General features: G+C 66.6%; 15 protein-coding genes and 4 pseudogenes. 13 read left to right on the top strand and 6 right to left on the bottom strand.

Annotation, left to right across the window (positions count from 1 at the left end):
* Positions 1-13: 13 nt before the first annotated feature.
* The gene (locus C8E84_RS10800; RefSeq protein ID WP_211675493.1) at positions 14-427 is read left to right on the top strand and encodes a VOC family protein; all 414 of its coding nucleotides are present in this window, start codon (positions 14-16) and stop codon (positions 425-427) included.
* 286 nt (positions 428-713) lie between these two features.
* On the opposite strand, the gene C8E84_RS10795 is transcribed toward C8E84_RS10800, so the two are convergent.
* Complete coding sequence (locus C8E84_RS10795) at positions 714-1,451, bottom strand: winged helix-turn-helix transcriptional regulator (RefSeq protein WP_246196894.1); 738 nt, start codon at positions 1,449-1,451, stop codon at positions 714-716.
* On the opposite strand from C8E84_RS10795, the gene C8E84_RS10790 reads away from it, so the two are divergent.
* The 3 genes from C8E84_RS10790 to C8E84_RS10780 all read left to right on the top strand — a co-directional run bounded on the left by C8E84_RS10790 (position 1,450) and on the right by C8E84_RS10780 (position 3,658).
* Positions 1,450-1,836 (top strand): nuclear transport factor 2-like protein, encoded by a 387-nt coding sequence (locus C8E84_RS10790; RefSeq protein WP_005177618.1) that lies wholly within the window; start codon positions 1,450-1,452, stop codon positions 1,834-1,836. The genes C8E84_RS10795 and C8E84_RS10790 overlap by 2 nt on opposite strands.
* Positions 1,833-2,165 carry a TfoX/Sxy family protein gene (locus C8E84_RS10785; RefSeq protein ID WP_005177612.1) on the top strand — a complete coding sequence of 111 codons (333 nt, stop codon included), beginning with the start codon at positions 1,833-1,835 and terminating at the stop codon, positions 2,163-2,165. The genes C8E84_RS10790 and C8E84_RS10785 overlap by 4 nt, the downstream gene beginning before the upstream one ends.
* Before the next feature lie 242 nt (positions 2,166-2,407).
* A complete protein-coding gene (locus C8E84_RS10780; protein WP_159902029.1) occupies positions 2,408-3,658 on the top strand; it encodes an IS256 family transposase in 1,251 nt (416 codons plus the stop codon).
* A gap of 172 nt (positions 3,659-3,830) precedes the next feature.
* Here the strand turns inward: C8E84_RS10780 and C8E84_RS10775 are convergent, their stop codons facing one another.
* Positions 3,831-4,799 carry a helix-turn-helix transcriptional regulator gene (locus C8E84_RS10775; protein ID WP_246197070.1) on the bottom strand — a complete coding sequence of 323 codons (969 nt, stop codon included), beginning with the start codon at positions 4,797-4,799 and terminating at the stop codon, positions 3,831-3,833.
* Positions 4,800-4,948: 149 nt separating this feature from the next.
* Between C8E84_RS10775 and C8E84_RS10770 the strand changes: the two genes are divergently transcribed.
* The 4 genes and pseudogenes from C8E84_RS10770 to istB all read left to right on the top strand — a co-directional run bounded on the left by C8E84_RS10770 (position 4,949) and on the right by istB (position 8,371).
* Positions 4,949-5,344 (top strand): RidA family protein, encoded by a 396-nt coding sequence (locus C8E84_RS10770; protein WP_094363985.1) that lies wholly within the window; start codon positions 4,949-4,951, stop codon positions 5,342-5,344.
* Positions 5,345-5,410: 66 nt separating this feature from the next.
* A complete protein-coding gene (locus tag C8E84_RS10765) occupies positions 5,411-5,896 on the top strand; it encodes a DUF488 domain-containing protein (RefSeq protein ID WP_159902025.1) in 486 nt (161 codons plus the stop codon).
* Positions 5,897-5,982: 86 nt separating this feature from the next.
* A pseudogene (istA, locus tag C8E84_RS10760) lies at positions 5,983-7,594 on the top strand (IS21 family transposase).
* Between the two features lie 17 nt (positions 7,595-7,611).
* Positions 7,612-8,371 (top strand): annotated as a pseudogene (gene istB / locus C8E84_RS10755) (IS21-like element helper ATPase IstB).
* Between the two features lie 636 nt (positions 8,372-9,007).
* On the opposite strand, the gene C8E84_RS10750 reads toward istB, so the two are convergent.
* Positions 9,008-9,397, bottom strand: a complete 390-nt coding sequence (locus tag C8E84_RS10750; RefSeq protein ID WP_159902023.1) for a heavy metal-responsive transcriptional regulator — start codon at positions 9,395-9,397, stop codon at positions 9,008-9,010.
* A 104-nt stretch (positions 9,398-9,501) separates the two neighbouring features.
* Here C8E84_RS10750 and merA point away from each other — a divergent pair, with 104 nt between their 5' ends.
* From merA to C8E84_RS18125, 4 genes are all read left to right on the top strand, one after another.
* A complete protein-coding gene (merA, locus tag C8E84_RS10745) occupies positions 9,502-10,926 on the top strand; it encodes a mercury(II) reductase (RefSeq protein WP_159902021.1) in 1,425 nt (474 codons plus the stop codon).
* Between the two features lie 413 nt (positions 10,927-11,339).
* A complete protein-coding gene (locus C8E84_RS10740) occupies positions 11,340-11,855 on the top strand; it encodes a hypothetical protein (protein ID WP_159902019.1) in 516 nt (171 codons plus the stop codon).
* 7 nt (positions 11,856-11,862) lie between these two features.
* Positions 11,863-12,063 (top strand): hypothetical protein, encoded by a 201-nt coding sequence (locus C8E84_RS10735; RefSeq protein WP_159902017.1) that lies wholly within the window; start codon positions 11,863-11,865, stop codon positions 12,061-12,063.
* Entirely contained in the window at positions 12,060-12,629 is a 570-nt protein-coding gene (locus C8E84_RS18125; protein WP_159902015.1) for an SUKH-4 family immunity protein, read from the top strand. Before C8E84_RS10735 ends, C8E84_RS18125 begins: the two co-directional genes overlap by 4 nt.
* A 103-nt stretch (positions 12,630-12,732) precedes the next feature.
* Here the strand turns inward: C8E84_RS18125 and C8E84_RS18120 are convergent, their stop codons facing one another.
* Both C8E84_RS18120 and C8E84_RS10715 read right to left on the bottom strand, forming a co-directional pair.
* Positions 12,733-13,218, bottom strand: a complete 486-nt coding sequence (locus C8E84_RS18120; RefSeq protein WP_159904756.1) for a VOC family protein — start codon at positions 13,216-13,218, stop codon at positions 12,733-12,735.
* Between the two features lie 92 nt (positions 13,219-13,310).
* Positions 13,311-14,606: a YihY/virulence factor BrkB family protein gene (locus tag C8E84_RS10715; RefSeq protein WP_211675490.1), complete on the bottom strand. Its 1,296-nt coding sequence runs from the start codon at positions 14,604-14,606 to the stop codon at positions 13,311-13,313.
* 170 nt (positions 14,607-14,776) lie between these two features.
* On the opposite strand from C8E84_RS10715, the pseudogene C8E84_RS10710 reads away from it, so the two are divergent.
* Positions 14,777-14,920 (top strand): annotated as a pseudogene (locus C8E84_RS10710) (FAD-dependent oxidoreductase); the annotation flags it as partial.
* Positions 14,921-15,126: 206 nt separating this feature from the next.
* On the opposite strand, the pseudogene C8E84_RS18115 reads toward C8E84_RS10710, so the two are convergent.
* Positions 15,127-15,880, bottom strand: a pseudogene (locus tag C8E84_RS18115) (IS1380 family transposase); the annotation flags it as partial.
* Positions 15,881-15,952: the final 72 nt, after the last annotated feature.

Genomic DNA, 15,952 nt, shown 5'->3' with positions numbered 1-15,952 from the left:
GAGGAGTAGTCCCGTGCCCGACCGATCCGGCTCACAGATCGACCACCTCAACATCGCCATCCCCGACCTCACCCGCGCCCGCGCCTTCTACGACCCGCTCCTGGCCTCGATCGGCATCCAGCCCGTCCTGGACATTCCCGCCACCGCCACCGACGCGGCAATGACCGGATACGGCTGGCCCGACACCAAACCCTTCTTCTGGCTCATCAATAGCGGCGCTGTCGGCACCAACATGCACCTGGCGTTCACTGTCGACACCCGAGAGCTCGTACACGCCTTCTACGACACTGCCGCAGGCCTCGACGCCCAACTACTCCACCCGCCCGCTACTCACCTCGAGTACCACGAGCACTACTACGGCGCATTCGTCCTCGACCCGCACGGCATCAACATCGAAGCGGTCTGCCACCACGATCAGGCTCCCTGAAACTGCCGCCGACGCTCAATCCCACCGGTCACACAGCCGGGCGTCACCTGACATTTGCAAGCCGCGGTGGATCTTGCACGACCCCAGCGACCAAGACGAGTTCTGCGAGGTACGCCGCCCGAGTACGTGCCGTCTTCGCTGCATCTCGACAGATGCACTCAAAACTGTAAGAAGTGCCGCTGATTCCATGAATTAGCCGACATTATGCACCTCGGGCGTGTCCACCAGCTGGTGTTATAGCCCTCTGGCGGAAGCAACCAGGCATCGAGACGCAACCTCGACTCGCCTAGATGTACTGACCGGGGACGTTAGTCGACGCTTGCGGCGCTGGTAGAACTCGCGTCAGGGTCGCGGCATCGCCGGTGACATCCACGCCATGCGCGATAGCGGCGGGCAGAGGCATTGCGCCTTGCAGGAGGGCAACCAGTACCGGCCCGGGGCCTGCAACACGCGCCAGGGGGCTGACATCGCGCTGGCAAGGGTTCACCGCGATGGTCCCGGCGGCGGTGAGGTCGAAGCCGTCGTCGAAGGTGCCGAACCGGATCACGATCGGTGGCTCGTCCGGTCTGTGATCCGCGAGGAGGAAGCGTGCCGGTTGGCTGAGCCAGTGCATCTGGAAGATCGCATCACTCGGCGCCTCTGGAACCGTCGGTGCACCCCACTTCAGAAGCTCGCGCAGCACTCCGTCCAGGGCCCGGCCACGCTCGGTAAGTCGATACGTTGGCGTGCCCGGGATTCCTGGGGCGGGCTCGCGGGCGACGACACCGTTGGTCTCGAGGTCCCGCAGGCGCTGGGTGAGCAGGTTCGTCGCGATGCCAGGCAGGCCGCGCTGGACTTCGCCAAAGCGCAATGCTCCCCCGATCAGCAGCTCACGCACGATCAGGAGAGTCCACCGGTCACCGACGACATCTAAGGCGCGAGCGATCGAACAAAGCTGTCCGTAGGACTTCACCTGAACCCCCTTGACTTTATCAAGTGCCTGCTTGAAAGTATCAAGCACCATTCTCACACCAAGGAGAGCCATGCCCGCCACCCTGTCTTCTGCCGCACCTCAGACACTCAAGGACTACTACCGGATCCTCGAGTCCGGCATCGACAGTTACCAGGACGGGGCTGACCTACGGCCTCTGCTGGATGACCACCTCGACTTCACGGGCTCCCTCGCTGGTCACCTCCCCGACGCCACCGATGGCTTCCTGGGCGGGGTTGCCGGGTTCATCGCGACGGTCAAGCAGATCGAGATCATCCACGACGTGCACGGCACTAACAGCTCCGCCGTGCTCTACACGGCGACCATGCCCGGCGGTCCCATGACCTTCGCGGAGTTCTTCACCTTCGACGGCGGACGCATCGCGTCCTTGAACCTTCACTACAGCGGCCCCGAGTACATCGAGAAGGGTGGACGATGACAGCACAGAAGGACCTGGTCGAGCGAGTTCGTGACGCGCTAAGAGCTCGCAACCCTCGTGAGGTGTCGATGTTCGGGGGAGTGTCGTTCATGGTCGAGGACCGGATGGTCGTCGCCGCTCGTCGGGAAGGGACGCTCCTGCTACGCATCGACCCCACTGACGCGGAAGACCTGCTCACCCGTCCTGGTGCTCACCCTGCGCTCATGGGCGCAGACCGCCCCATGGGCGACGGCTGGATCAGCGTTGAGCAGGCCGCACTCCAGGGACCTGGGCTCGAGTCCTGGCTCGAGCCAGCACTCACCTTCCATGCAGCGCAAGGCGCCGAGTAGAGACGTCTACTGCAACTCCATCATCCGGTGGCCGGTCGCAAACGCGGCCGGCCACCGATCTATCTCAGGAGGCACTTTGAGTCATCGCAATGCCGCGCTAACCCCACGTCATCGTCTACGAGAGTTGAGTCCGGCAGAGTGGTGTACGACGACGACGGTGAGCGTGTCCTGCTGAGGTAGGCGCGGTCACCGCGTGATCCTTCGAGTGATCTCTCACAACCGACTCGAATTGGAGCACCACGATGACCGCTGCACCCAGTATCGACCCTGCCCGTTTCCTGCAGGACGAGCTCGCTCAGGCCAGCCCTGACTTGATGCGCGACATGCTCACCACGTTCATCAACGCGCTGCTGTCAGCGCAGGCCGACTCCGTGTGCGGGGCTGAGTACGGCACCCGCAGCCAGGACCGGACCAACCGCCGTAACGGGTACCGGCACCGGGACCTGGACACCCGCGCCGGCACGATCGACGTGGCCATCCCCAAGCTGCGTGAGGGGTCCTTCTTCCCGGACTGGCTGCTCACGCGGCGCCGGCGGGCGGAGGAGGCGCTGGTCACCGTCGTGGCGACCTGCTACCTGCTCGGGGTGTCCACCCGGAGGATGGACAAGCTGGTGCGGACCCTGGGCATCACCGGGCTGAGCAAGTCCACCGTCAGCGAGATGGCCAAGGACCTCGACGAGCAGGTCGCGGCGTTCCGCACCCGCCCGCTGACCGAGGGCCCGTACCTGTTCGTGGCCGCGGACGCGCTCACGATCAAGGTCCGCGAGGGCGGTCGGGTCGTCAAGGTGGCGGTCATGGTCGCCACCGGCGTCAACGCCGACGGGTACCGCGAAGTCCTCGGGATCACCTGCGCCACAGCCGAATCCGGTGCCGGCTGGTTGGGGTTCTTCCGTGACCTCGTCGCGCGGGGCCTGTCCGGGGTCGCCATGGTCACCTCCGACGCCCACGCCGGCCTGATCGACGCGATCGGGGCGACCCTGCCCGCCGCGTCGTGGCAGCGGTGCCGCACCCACTACGCCGCGAACCTCATGGCGATCACCCCCAAGTCCCAGTGGGGGTGGGTCAAGGCGCTGCTGCACTCGGTGTACGACCAGCCCAACACCGAGGCCGTACACGCCCAGTTCGACCGGGTCCTGGACGGGCTGCACGACAAGCTCCCACAGGTGGCCGAGCACCTCGAGGGCGCCCGCGCCGACATCCTCGCGTTCACCGCGTTCCCCAAGGAGATCTGGCGACAGATCTGGAGCAACAACCCCAACGAGCGCCTGAATCGCGAGATCCGCAGGCGCACCGACGTCGTGGGGATCTTCCCCAACCGCGACGCCATCATCCGCCTCGTCGGCGCCGTCCTGGCCGAACAGCACGACGAATGGGCCGAGCAGCGCCGCTACTTCAGCCTCGACGCCCTCACCCGCACCCGCGAGGCCCTCACCGCAGCAAACTCACGAGAGGAGGTCACCGAGCCCGCCCTCATCGGCCAGCTCACCACCTGAACCACCCCCAACGAGGGATCACCCTCGTACACCACCCCATCGGGCTTGACCGGCTATGGAGGTCTCGTTCAACACCGAGTGGGGGTTGTTTCGACACCGCTCGGTTCGTGAGCTGCGCCGGTGTTGGTGAGTTTCGGCATCACTCCTGAAGTGGGCAGGCACGGATGGACGTTTAGTTCGGGTCGGGCTTAGCCGTGGCTCGGTAGCGGTCGGCGACTGCGTCTGCCCGAGCGTGCAGTGAAGCGCGCAGTTCGGGCGGGGCGAGCGCTTCAGCGTTGGTGCAGAGCTGCCACAGCGCCCACTCTGCGTGCCAGAGATCTTGGAAGGTGACTTCGAGGCGTAGCCAGCCGTCCGGTTCGGCCTCCTCGCCGCGTACGGCTTCTGCCATGACGAGGAGGTCGTCCCGGCGCGCCGGGCTCACACGTACCTGGACGGAGATGTGGCCCTCGGACAGGAATTCGGCGCACCGTTGTGCCCAGATGTGTTCGAGGTTGACCTGATCTGGTCGCTGGGCTGGTTCGACAAGCTCTTCGGCGGCGTGGATTCGCGATATTCGCATGGTCCGGTCGGTGCCGGACTCGGTGGCTAGTAAGTAGCCCTTGTCTCGCACGGTGACCAGGCCGATCGGGTCCACTGTGTGCCATTGGGGTGGCTGGCCGCGCGAGGCGTAGTGGATCCGCAGTTTGCGTCCGGCGAGGACCGCGCGTCGCACCACCATCAACGCGGCATCGGGCAGCTCTTCCTGGCTCAGGCGACGGGAAAGTAGGTCGGTCTCGGGGTTGACGAGGAACCGTTGTGCCGCGTTGGTCGCGGCGACCTGGTGGCCTTCGGGGAGGGCGTCAACGATCTTCCGCATTGCTGAGGCGAGAGCCGTCCCGAGTCCGAAGATCTGCTCGCCTGGCCTTGAGCCAGCGGTGAGCAGCGCGAGTGCTTCGTCGTTGTTGAGGCCCGTGAGCTCGGTCCGGAACCCAGGTAGGAGTGCGTACCCACCGTGCCGGCCACGTTCGGCATAGACGGGGACGCCGGCCGCGGAAAGCGCTTCGATGTCGCGCAGGACGGTGCGCGGGGAGACCTCGAGCTCTTTGGCCAGGGCATCCGCGGTCAACTGGCCGCGCTGACGCAGCAGCAGGACCAAGGACACCAGCCGGTCAGCTCGCACGACGAAGACGTTATCTGAATACCTGACACAAGGTGTCGTGATTCAGCGTCAGGGTGGTCACGCGCCGCCGAACCGCGGCGACGCCCGAATGCGGGCAACCCCGATGGAATCTGATTGGAGCTGATGTGGCAATCGAACGAGTGGCCGTCAACCCGGTGACGTGGTCTGTGGAGATGGGGTTCAACCAGGGCGAGGTGATCACCGGCCACACCCGGACGTTGTACTGCTCTGGGCAGACCGCGATGGGAGCCGACGGAACTCCTCAGCATGAGGGAGACATGGCAGCACAGGTTGCGTTGAGCCTGGACAACCTGGAGGCGGTGCTGGCCGCGGCCGACATGTCACTGGCCAACCTCGTGCGGCTCAACGTGTACACCACCGACGTCGACCTGCTCTTCCAGCACTACGGAGTGCTGGCGTCGCGGCTGGGAGCAGCCCAGGTAGCGCCGACCACCACCATGCTCGGCGTGACACGGCTGGCGATCCCCGGCCAGATGATCGAGCTGGAAGGCACCGCGGTCGCCTGAGCGACCCCTGCTGCCCGCTCCGGTCACCGTCGGCGCGGGCAGCCAGGCAGGGAGGGGTGATCGCTGATGCACCAGCTGAGGACGATCGGGGTCTACGGCTTCGATGCCTCGTCGTTTCTGGACAGCCTGAACAAGGGCGGGGTCACCATGCTGCTCGATGTGCGACAGCGTCGCGGCGTGCGAGGCACCCAGTACGCCTGGGCCAACTCGCAGCGATTGCAGGCCTCGCTTGCCGCCGCCGGGATCGGGTACTGGCATCACCGCGACCTGGCCCCCACCACCGAGCTGCGTCAGCTTCAGTATGCCGAGGACGCCCGCCAGGGTGTCGGCAAACGCACCCGCCGTGAGCTCGCCCCCGCGTACGTTGACCGCTACACCGCTGAGGTCCTCGCCCACGCCGACCTCGAGCCGATCGTGTCAGCGCTGCCGAGCGTCGGAGCAGCGGCCTTGTTCTGCGTCGAGCGCGATCCCGAGGCCTGTCACCGTTCCTTGATTGCCCAGCGATTGGCCGAGCAGCAAGGCGTGACGGTCGGGCATCTGCGTCCGCGGTGAGAAGCACTTGGCAGGGGTTGGGCGTTGGTGCGGGTAGTTCTCGCGTTGCGCTGTACGCAGCGATCCGCCGCGATGCCCGTGCCGGGATGTCGAACCGCGCTCTGCAACGCAAGCACCGGGTCGGATACCGCACCGTCACGGCCGCACTGAACTCCGCCTGGCCGGAACCACGAAAGGCACCGCCGAAGCGCGGCTCCCGCCTGGACCCGTACCGGGCCATCATCGACGGCTGGCTCCGTGGCGATCTGGATGCCCCGAGGAAGCAGCGGCACACCGCGAAGCGGATCTTCGACCGCCTCCTGGACGAACATCACGCCATCGAGGTGTCGTACTGGATGGTGCGCGAGTACGTCGCCATCCGGCGCCGCGAGATCCGGATCGAAGCGGGTCGGGAACCCCCCAACACGTTCATCCCTCAAGAACACCTGCCGGGGCGGGAGGCCGAGGTCGACTTCGGTGAGGTTGCGATCCGGCTGCGCGGCGAACTGGTCACCTGCACGTTGTTCAGTCTGTGACTCTCCTACTCCGGCAAGGCCGTGCACCGGATCAGTGCATCGGCCGGGCAGGAAGCCTTCTTCGAGGGCCACGCGCACGCCTTCCGGATCCTCGGCGGGGTGCCGACCGGGAAGATCCGCTACGACAACCTCAAGGCCGCCGTCGCCAGCGTGATCGGGTTCTCTCGTCAGCGGGTCGAGGCCGACCGGTGGACCGCGTTCCGCTCTCACTACGGCATCGAGGCCTTCTACTGCCAACCCGGCATCCAAGGCGCGCACGAGAAGGGGGGCGTCGAGGGGCAGATCGGCTGGTTCTGCCGCAACCACCTCGTCCCCATCCCCGAAGTCGACTCCCTCGACGAGCTCAACGCCATGGTCGACGTCTGGGACGAAGCCGACGACGATCGGCGGATCGGATCCCGCGCCCGCACCGTCGGGGAACACTTCGCCACCGAGCAACCACTCCTCGCGCCACTGCCCACCGAAGCGTTCGAGACCGGCCGCTGGTTCACCCCACGAGTGGACCGGTACGCCCAGGTCATGGTCCGGATGAACAAGTACTCCGTCCCCGCGCGCATGGTCGGCCGTCAAGCCCGAGTGCTGCTCAACGCGAGCGACCTGATCGTGTTCGATGGCAAGACCGAGATCGCCCCACGAACGGCTCATGACCAAGGGCTCGACCCGGGTCGACCTGGACCACTACCTCGAGGTCCTCCTCCGCAAACCGGGCGCGCTGCCCGGTGCGACAGCGCTGGAGCAAGCCAGGTCATCAGGACGGTTCACTCCCGTCCACGACGCATGGTGGGCCGCTGCCTGCAAGGCCCACGGTGACGCCAACGGCACCCGTGCCCTGATCGAGGTCCTGATGCTCCACCGGCACCTTCCACACGAACACGTCGTCGCCGGACTCGCGACAGCACTGCGTGCAGGCGCGCTCACCGCGGACGCGGTCGCGTTGGAAGCGCGCAAGCAAGACGACACAGGAAATGGCACGGCCGACGACACGACCGCGGACCACCCGACCACCCTGACGGGAGACGACGGGGCACACGGAGAGGGCGAGACCCCTGCCGTGCGATCGCTGGCCGATCGTCGACTTCGCGCCCGCACCCCGGCCGACACTCGGCCACTGCCGAGTGTGGACAAGTACGACCAGCTGCTGCCCAGCCGCCGTGACATCCCGAACGAAGGAGCCGCACCGTGACCACTAAGCGCCGTGGAATGACTGAGGAAGCAGCCAACGCCGCGATCGACCAGGCCTGCCGGATGTTGAGGATGCCCACCATCCGCAACTCCTTCACCGACTACGCCGACCGTGCCGGGCATGAGCAGATGTCCTACAGAGGCTTCCTCGCCGAGGTGCTGCTCGCCGAATGCGACGACCGAGCCCGACGCCGGTCCGAGCGCCGGATCAAGGCCGCCAAGTTCCCCCGCGAGAAGTCCCTGCGGGCCTTCGACTTCGACGCCAACCCCAACATCGACCCCGCCGTGATCCACATCCTCGCCAAGTGCGAATGGGTCCAGAAGGGCCAGCCGCTGTGCCTGATCGGGGATTCCGGAACCGGCAAGTCCCATCTGCTGATCGCGCTCGGCACCGAGGCCGCCATGGCGGGCTACCGCGTCAAGTACACCTTGGCCACCCAGCTCGCCAACGAGCTCGTCGAGGCCGCCGACGAGATGACTCTGGCGAAGACCATCGCCCGCTACGGCCGCGTCGACCTGCTGTGCATCGACGAACTCGGCTACATGCAACTCGATCGCCGCGGCGCGGAACTCCTGTTCCAAGTCCTCACCGAGCGCGAAGAGAAGGCATCGGTTGCGATCGCGTCCAACGAATCCTTCGGCGGCTGGACCAAGACCTTCACCGACCCCTCGGCTCTGCGCCGCCATCGTCGACCGGCTCACCTTCGGCGGCACCATCCTCGAGACCGGCACCGACTCGTACCGCATGGCCCAAGCCACCAAGCAACGGACGAGTTGACGGCCTGGCAGCGATGTCGAACGAGACCAACTTCGTTGGCGCGAACCCCGCCCGGGTGGTGTCAGAACTCACCTACAAGCGGTGTTGGAGGAAACCCCCAAAGCCACTTCGTGCAAGATCCGTTGCTCACCGTCCTGCAGTTTTGCCTACGTCTCGACACGACGACGTCACAGTGTCGAGATGCACTCAATCTTGTAAGAACGACGGTCAATTCCAAGAACACCTGACGTTATACATCCCGGGCGCGTGGGATCTAACTGCAGAGCGATGACACTTACGTTCTCGCAGATGGACCAGCGCCGGCGGGGGCGCCACCGGTTGAGTCTCAGGCCGCTCCTGACGCTTCGTTCTTGTGGTGGATTCCCAGTTTGGGTGGCAGCCACCACTTGAGGGCTCGGCCCCAGGTGGTCGTGCGACACCAGCACTCGGGGTCGCAGCCGCATTGCCTGTTGCCTGGATTGTGGATCCGCTGGAGCACGGTACGTGCCATCTGGCCAGCGTAGTGCTCGGCGCCGCGGGCCGGTTCTGTCGAGCGTGCGCAGTGGTGTCCTCACCTGCTTCGCCGAAGTCGGTTCGCCGAGTGGGTGATTATCGTCCGCGCGGTCGTGGGTCTGTCCTGGCGGTGGGCGGTACCCATCACAGGTATCGGCAGATGTCGTCGGGACTGCATCCCGCGGGGTCGGGATCGGCCGCGTGTTCCTGCAGAGCGGTGATGGTGTCGCGGAGGGCGGTGAGCTTGCTGATCTGCTCGTCGATCTCGTCCAGGCGGGTCTGAAGGAGTCCCTGCACGTGCGTGCAGGGTGGTTGGCCCCGGTCTCGGAGGTCGAGGATCTGCCGGATCTGCGCCAGGGTCAGGCCGGCGGCCTGGCCGCGGTGGATGAACCGGATCCGGGACACGGTCTCGCGGGGGTAGTCGCGGTAGCCGGAGCTGGTGCGGGCCGCGAGCGCGAGCAGCCCTTGGGCCTCGTAGAACCGCAGCGCCTTGGTAGTCGTGCCGGTGGCATCGGCCAGGTGCCCGATTCTCATCCCTGCCTCCTCCTCGAGGGTTCGGACTTGACCTTCACCTGTACTGGAAGGTCCAGTATCGCTGCATCAGCGAATCAGCGACGAGCTGGGGTGGAGGAGTCATCGTGGCGACAACTGTGGATCTGGTCATCATCGGATCGGGCGGGGCGGCGTTCGCCGCCGCGATCCGCGCGGTGGAACTGGGCCAGAGGGTGGCGATGGTCGAGCGCGGCACCGTCGGCGGGACCTGCGTCAACACCGGGTGCGTCCCCTCCAAGGCCCTCCTGGCTGCCGCCGAGGCGCGACACGTCGCTGAGGACGCCGACCATCGCTTTCCGGGGATCACGACGAACGCGGGCCCGGTGGACATGCCCGCCGTCATCGCAGGCAAGGACGGGCTCGTCACCCAACTGCGCACCGAGCGGTACCTCGACGTCGCCGACGCGCACGGCTGGAGGACGATGACCGGCGAGGCCCGGTTCGACGGCACCGCCGAAGACCCGTTCCTGCGCGTCACCACCCCGGAGGGGACGGTTGAGAGCGTCCACGCCAAGCACTACCTGGTCGCCACCGGCAGCCACCCCTGGGTGCCGCCGATCGACGGGCTGGCCGACACGGACCATCTGACATCGACCACGGTCATGGACCTCGGCGTCGTTCCTGCCTCGCTGCTCGTCCTCGGCGGCGGGTACGTCGCCCTGGAACAGGCCCAGCTGCTCGCCCGGCTCGGTTCGCAGGTGACCATGCTGGTCCGGTCCCGACTGGCCTCGCACGAGGAGCCCGAGGTCGCCAGCACCATGGGCCAGGTCCTCACGGACGAGGGCATCCGCCTCGTCGACGGCGCCCACGTCACCCGGGTCGTGCGCGACCCCGGCACCGGCAAGGTGGTCGCCACCGCTACCGTCGCCGGCGAGCAACGGGTCTTCGAGGCTGAGCACCTGCTCCTGGCCGTCGGCCGTCGCCCCACCACCGCCCGCCTCAACCTGCCACAGGTCGGGGTCAGCACCGGCCACCTGGGGCACGTCGTCGTCACTGATGAGCTCACCTCGACCAACCCGAGGGTGTGGGCGGCGGGCGACGTGACCGGCCACCCGGCGTTCGTCTACGTCGCCGCCCGACACGGCACGCTGGCGGTCGAGAACGCCTTTACCGGTGCTCACCGCTCGGTCGACTACTCCCACCTGCCCAGGGTTACCTTCACCAGCCCCTCGATCGGCGCCGTCGGACTGACCGAGCAGCAGGCCCTGACCGCCGGCATTAGATGCGACTGCCGCGTAGTCCCCCTGCACCTTCTCTCCCGGGCACAGGTGAACCGCGACACCCGCGGCTTCATCAAGATGGTGATCGACGCCGACACCAGCACGATCATCGGCATCACCGCCGTGGCGAAGGACGCAGGCGAGCTGGCAGCCGCGGGAGTCCACGTCCTGGGCAAGACCCTCGACGAGGTCATCGACTCCTGGGCGCCCTACCTGACCATCACCGAAGGCATCCGCATCGCAGCCAAGGCCTTCACCACCGACATCTCAACCCTCTCCTGCTGCGCATAACAACAGGCAGGCCCTAGACATCCGGAGTTGCCGCCAGGCGCTACTTTGCACAGCTCCTGTCGAGAGACCCTGATCGCGCAAGGTTGACCCCGGCCCCCGTGCAATCTTCACTGCATCTCGACACTAGATTGTCGAGATTGTCGAGATGCACTCAATCTTGTAAGAACTGCGGCTGATTCTAAGAATCACTCGACGTTATGCACCTCGGGCGTGTCGCACATCCGAGATTATGGGAGGCGGGTGAGTCCCCGGGCGTGTAAGTAGCCGACGCGGGATTTGCCGCTGCTCATCGTGGCATCGCCACCGTCGAACGGTCCTAACCTCACAACGGGCACCCCGTCTACAACGTCCCGGTCCGCAAGAACTAGTCGCGGTGGCGGGAAGCCGCCCTCGACGTTCGCTATGTTCTCCCTGTGCCTCAACACTTCGTGCCGGTGTTGCACTTGGTTTCTGAGTCGCCGGACCGATACCAGACGGGCGGCTTCGCAATTCTTCCGCGTAGGTGGGACGTCGGAATCACGGACTGGGCTTGGCTAGCGGTGAGTCAGCATCACACGCTGGAGGTTGAGTACCAGCTGGCGGACGTCCTCATCCAACACTGCAATCTGGAACTCGTCGTTGAAGCTCCGGACTTGCGCAGCGCGCGTGGCCAGTTCGAGTGGCTCTACGCATCTCTGATGATCGTGGGTGTCGCGCCGTTCTTCGCACCGTTCGTCTCGACCCACTCGATCAACGACTTCTCGAATATCTCGGCCGGTACCGCCACAGATGACGATCGGCGTCACCAGTATCACACATTGCGGGCTGGGCGCGAATCCGTCACCTTCGGCTTCAACCCCTTCCACTTCGGCTCCCTAGACTCTCCCGTGGATGCCGAGCAACGTCTCACTGTCGCTAGCTTGACCGATGCGGCGAGTGCGCAAGAATGATGGGAGCATGCATGCCGAGGAGATCATCGTGGGCGAAACCGCCGGTTCGGCGCGCATCCTTGAGATTTTCTCGGAACGCGGCCCCCTGCCACGACATTTGGAGGCCGCTGCTGAATCGCTATGCGCCGGGTGCGCAGATCACCTATTCGGTGAATACAGGCCAAATTCCTGGCGCGGGCTGCAGAGTATTCTGGACGGCTTGAAATGACCGACTTCTTCGCCCGCATCGAAAAGGAACTGGACGGGCTGGCCGGTGCCAGCCTGTCCCGCTTGCCCAAGCGCAAATACGATATGGCCGCCGTCAGGGCGAACTGGCTGGCGGTGCTGGAAGATTACCCCGAGTCCAACTTCCACTTTCCGCGCTTTCCCGATGAATGTGTCGAGGTGGCCTGGCAGGGCGGCCGCTATCTGGCCTTTGGCACCTCGGGCGAGGGCGTTCTGGGCGAGGCCGCCGATGACACGATCTGGCTGCTGAACCCGGTGGAGGAAGTCTTCGACGAGGAAAGCATCTTCGTGAACAGCAACTCGGGTGCCTTTGTCCGCTGTTATTGCCTGTTCATGGCGGCGGTGTTCACCGCCAAGGGCTATCCGGGCGATCTGAAACAGCACATGCCGGCGATCACCGACCCGCTGCGCGATCAGTTGACCGATGCCGACCCGCCGGCGATGGCCGAGCCCGCCTTCTGGTCGCAACTGCACTATATGCTGGACGACCTACTCTTTCCGCTGGCGGTGCCGATCCTGGATTACCTCAAAACCGGGCGTATGGGTTGATCCTTTGCCGGCCGATCACCCACGCCCGAAAACCCTCACCCCAGCCCGCCACCAAGAACACACACCGCGGATTCCTCACGAAACAGCGTCGGTGGATTCAGGCTCAGTCTGCTCCTGCTACAGCCTGCTCGATGGCAGCGACGTCGATCCGCTGCATCGTCATCATCGCGGCGAACGCGCGCTGCCGCACACCCTCGTCGTCCGACGCGAGCGCCTCGGTGAGGACCCTCGGCGTGATCTGCCAGGACAGGCCCCAGCGGTCCTTGCACCAGCCGCAGGCGCTCTCCTGCCCGCCGTTGCCCACGATCGCGTCCCAGTATCGGTCCGTCTCGGCCTGGTCGTCGGTCGCGACCTGGAAGGAGAACGCCTCCGAGTGGGTGAACTCGTCGCCGCCGTTGAGCCCCATGCACGGGATGCCAAGGACGGTGAAGTCCACCGTGAGGACGTCACCCGCTGTGCCGCCCGGGAAGTCGGTCGGTGCGGTGTGGACCGCGTCAACGCGCGAGTCGGGGAAGACCGACGCGTAAAAGGTCGCCGCCTCCTCAGCGTCCCCGGTCTCGTCTTCTCGATCACCATGGTCATCCTCCAGCTCGCGAGCAGCCAGTTCACCCCGCGCCAGCTCTGCCAGTTCCTCCAGTCCCGGGTCGTCCCAGGAGGGGAGGGGGAGGAGGCGAGGGGAGGTCAGCGGCCGCGGCGCAGGGCGCGCTTGATGACGAGGGCGGCGACACCGGCCAGAGCCCCGAGGGTGAGGGCCTTCGGTGCCTCGCCGGAGTCTTCGTCGGCGGACTCCTTCGAGCCGTGGGCCTTCCCGTGCTCCTTCCGCGTCCCATCGGACCGCCGCCCGTCGTGGCGGGTGCGGTCAGGTTCCTCATGCCGGGACCGATCGTGGCCGCCCTTGCCCTCGGGCGGCGCGCCGGTGGCGCCGTCCTCGATCGCCTGCATGCGCAGCTCGCGCCCCTCGGCGACGCGCTTCTCGAGCTTCTCCTCGGCCCTCTCCGACTGGCGGGTGTCCCGCGGTGGCAGCTGGAGGGTGCGCTCGGCCTTGATGCCGGCCTGCAGCTGCCGGGAGCGCTCGAGTTCGGCGTCCAGCTCAGCGCCGAAGAGCAGGGCCAGGTTGGTGAGCCACAGCCACAGCAGGGTGATGACGACGGTCGCCAAGGACCCATAGGTCTTGTTGTAGTTCCCGAAGCGGGACACATAGAACGCGAACGCGATCGACGCGATGACCCAGACGACGATGGCCACCGCCGCACCGATGCTCATCCACCGGAACTTCGGCTGCTTGACGTTGGGCGTCGCGTAGTAGAGCAGCGCGACCATGAGGACGACGATGCCCAGGATGACGGGCAGCTTGACCCAGTTCCAGATCGTTACCGACTGCGAGCCCAGACCGATCGTCCCGCCGATCGCCTCGGCCACCGGCCCGCTGATGACCAGGCCGAGGAGCGCGAGCGCCGCCCCGACGACGAGCACGGTCGTCACGAGGAGCATCATCGGGCGCAGCTTCCACACCGGTCGGCCTTCGTCGACTTCGTAGATCGTGTTCATCGCCCGCCCGAACCCGCCGACATAGGCGGAAGCCGACCACAGCGCGGTGAGGATTCCGATGACGAGCGTGATGCCGGCGCGATCCGCGTTGACCATCTCGGTCACCGGGCCCTCGAGGGTGTCCGCGGCGTCGGGCTGCCCGAGCTGTCGCACGATGTCGAGCATCGCCTTGACCGTTTCGTCGCCCTGCCCGAAGACCCCCACAAGCGAGACGAGGGCGAGCAGCGCCGGGAAGATCGATAGCACCGAGTAGTACGTGAGCATCGCGGCCAGGTCGGTGCACTTGTCCGCGGAGAACTCCGCCCACGTGTTCTTCAGGGTCATCTTCCACGCGGGCTTGCTGATCTCCGAGAGCTGGTCGGGCTTGCGCGGGTCCTCCGGGTGTGGCGCGGTCTGCTCCTTCTCCGCGGCCTTGCCCACTTCTGTCATGTCCACTCCCGTTTCGCTCGTGACGATGACTAAACCTTAGGTCGGCCGCTGCGCCGATGGTGGCCTGCGGATCCCTGGATGTGGTCACCACGACTCCTCGCGGCCACTGCGGGCGGTGACGGTGGTCGCGGGCGAGATCCACCGCATACGCTGCCGAGGAGATCTGGGACGTGGTCGTCGTCGGTGGCGGGGCGGCGGGGCTCAACGCTGCCCTCGTCCTCGCCCAGGCACGGCGTTCTGTCCTCGTTATCGAGACCGGGGAGAACCGCAACCGGTCCGCCCAGCACCTCCACGGGTACCTCGCCAGTGACGGCCTCGACCCGGCAGTCCTCCTGGCTCGCGGTCGCGAGGAGGTCGCTTGGGTCTCGCAGCGTGATCTCGTCCTCGGGCTGAGGGTCGGGTTGGGGCGTGGGTGCGCGCCCGACCTGGCTGTCGGGGTGCTCCCGGGCGGGTTCCTCGGGGTGGCGCCGGTGTCGGCGGAGGTGGTCAGGGCGAGGCGGTGGCGGGCGGGCTTGGCGACGCGGTCGAACAGCTGGGTCCTGGGTTGCTGCCAGGGCCCAGTGCTGGGGCAGGTGCAGCGTGATCCGGCGGGCCGAGGTCGCGACCCGGGCCGGAACGTGGATCAGTTTGCGGCGCACGGTGGCGGTGGTCGCCCTGACCAGCTCGGGTGCTGCGGTGAGGGCGGCGGCGGCGCGGGTGAGGTTGAACGCGATGACCGCGAGGACGAGCCAGGCACTGTTCGCGGCAAACCGCCCGGACGGCAGGTGAGCCAGCGCTGAGGCCTTGAGGTCGGCGTGGACCTGCTCGATGATCGCGTGGCCGCGGTGGGTGCTGTCCGCCGCGACGGCGTCCAGCTGATCGGCGGGCACGGTGGTGAAGAACGCGTGGAAGCGCCACAGGTCGAACAGGGTGCCCTGCCCGGCGGCCTGCTTCCTGGACGCGTGCACGTCGGGGATCCGGCGCACGACCAGGCGGCCGGTGACCCGCTCGGCCTTGCTCCTGCTGGTGAACGCGGTGTAGGGCACCTCGGCGACCTCCGCCTTGGACACCCAGGTGCCAGTGGCCTCGTCGAAGATCGCGTTCGGGTACTTGATCGTGGTCCACGCGTCGTCGCTGATGGAGGCGATCGCGGCCTTGACGGCTGGGTCCAGGCGCACGGTGACGGACACGGCCGCGCCGCCGGTGATCGCGGCGTGGACGGCGTCGCGGCCGTAGTAGGCCGAGTCCATCCGCACCAACACCGGCCGAGCATCACCCAGGAGGCGGTGGGCCTGTTCACCGCGTCACCGACCAGCCGTGCAGGAGCGCGCGGAGCGTGACCACCCGGGCACATCTGAGATCGTCCG

Origin of the sequence: Ornithinibacter aureus (assembly GCF_009858245.1) — a bacterium.
In the GTDB taxonomy this organism is placed as follows: domain Bacteria; phylum Actinomycetota; class Actinomycetes; order Actinomycetales; family Dermatophilaceae; genus Fodinibacter; species Fodinibacter aureus.
Note: the sequence above shows the minus strand (reverse complement) of the source record. Positions and strands in the feature narration are given on the sequence as shown.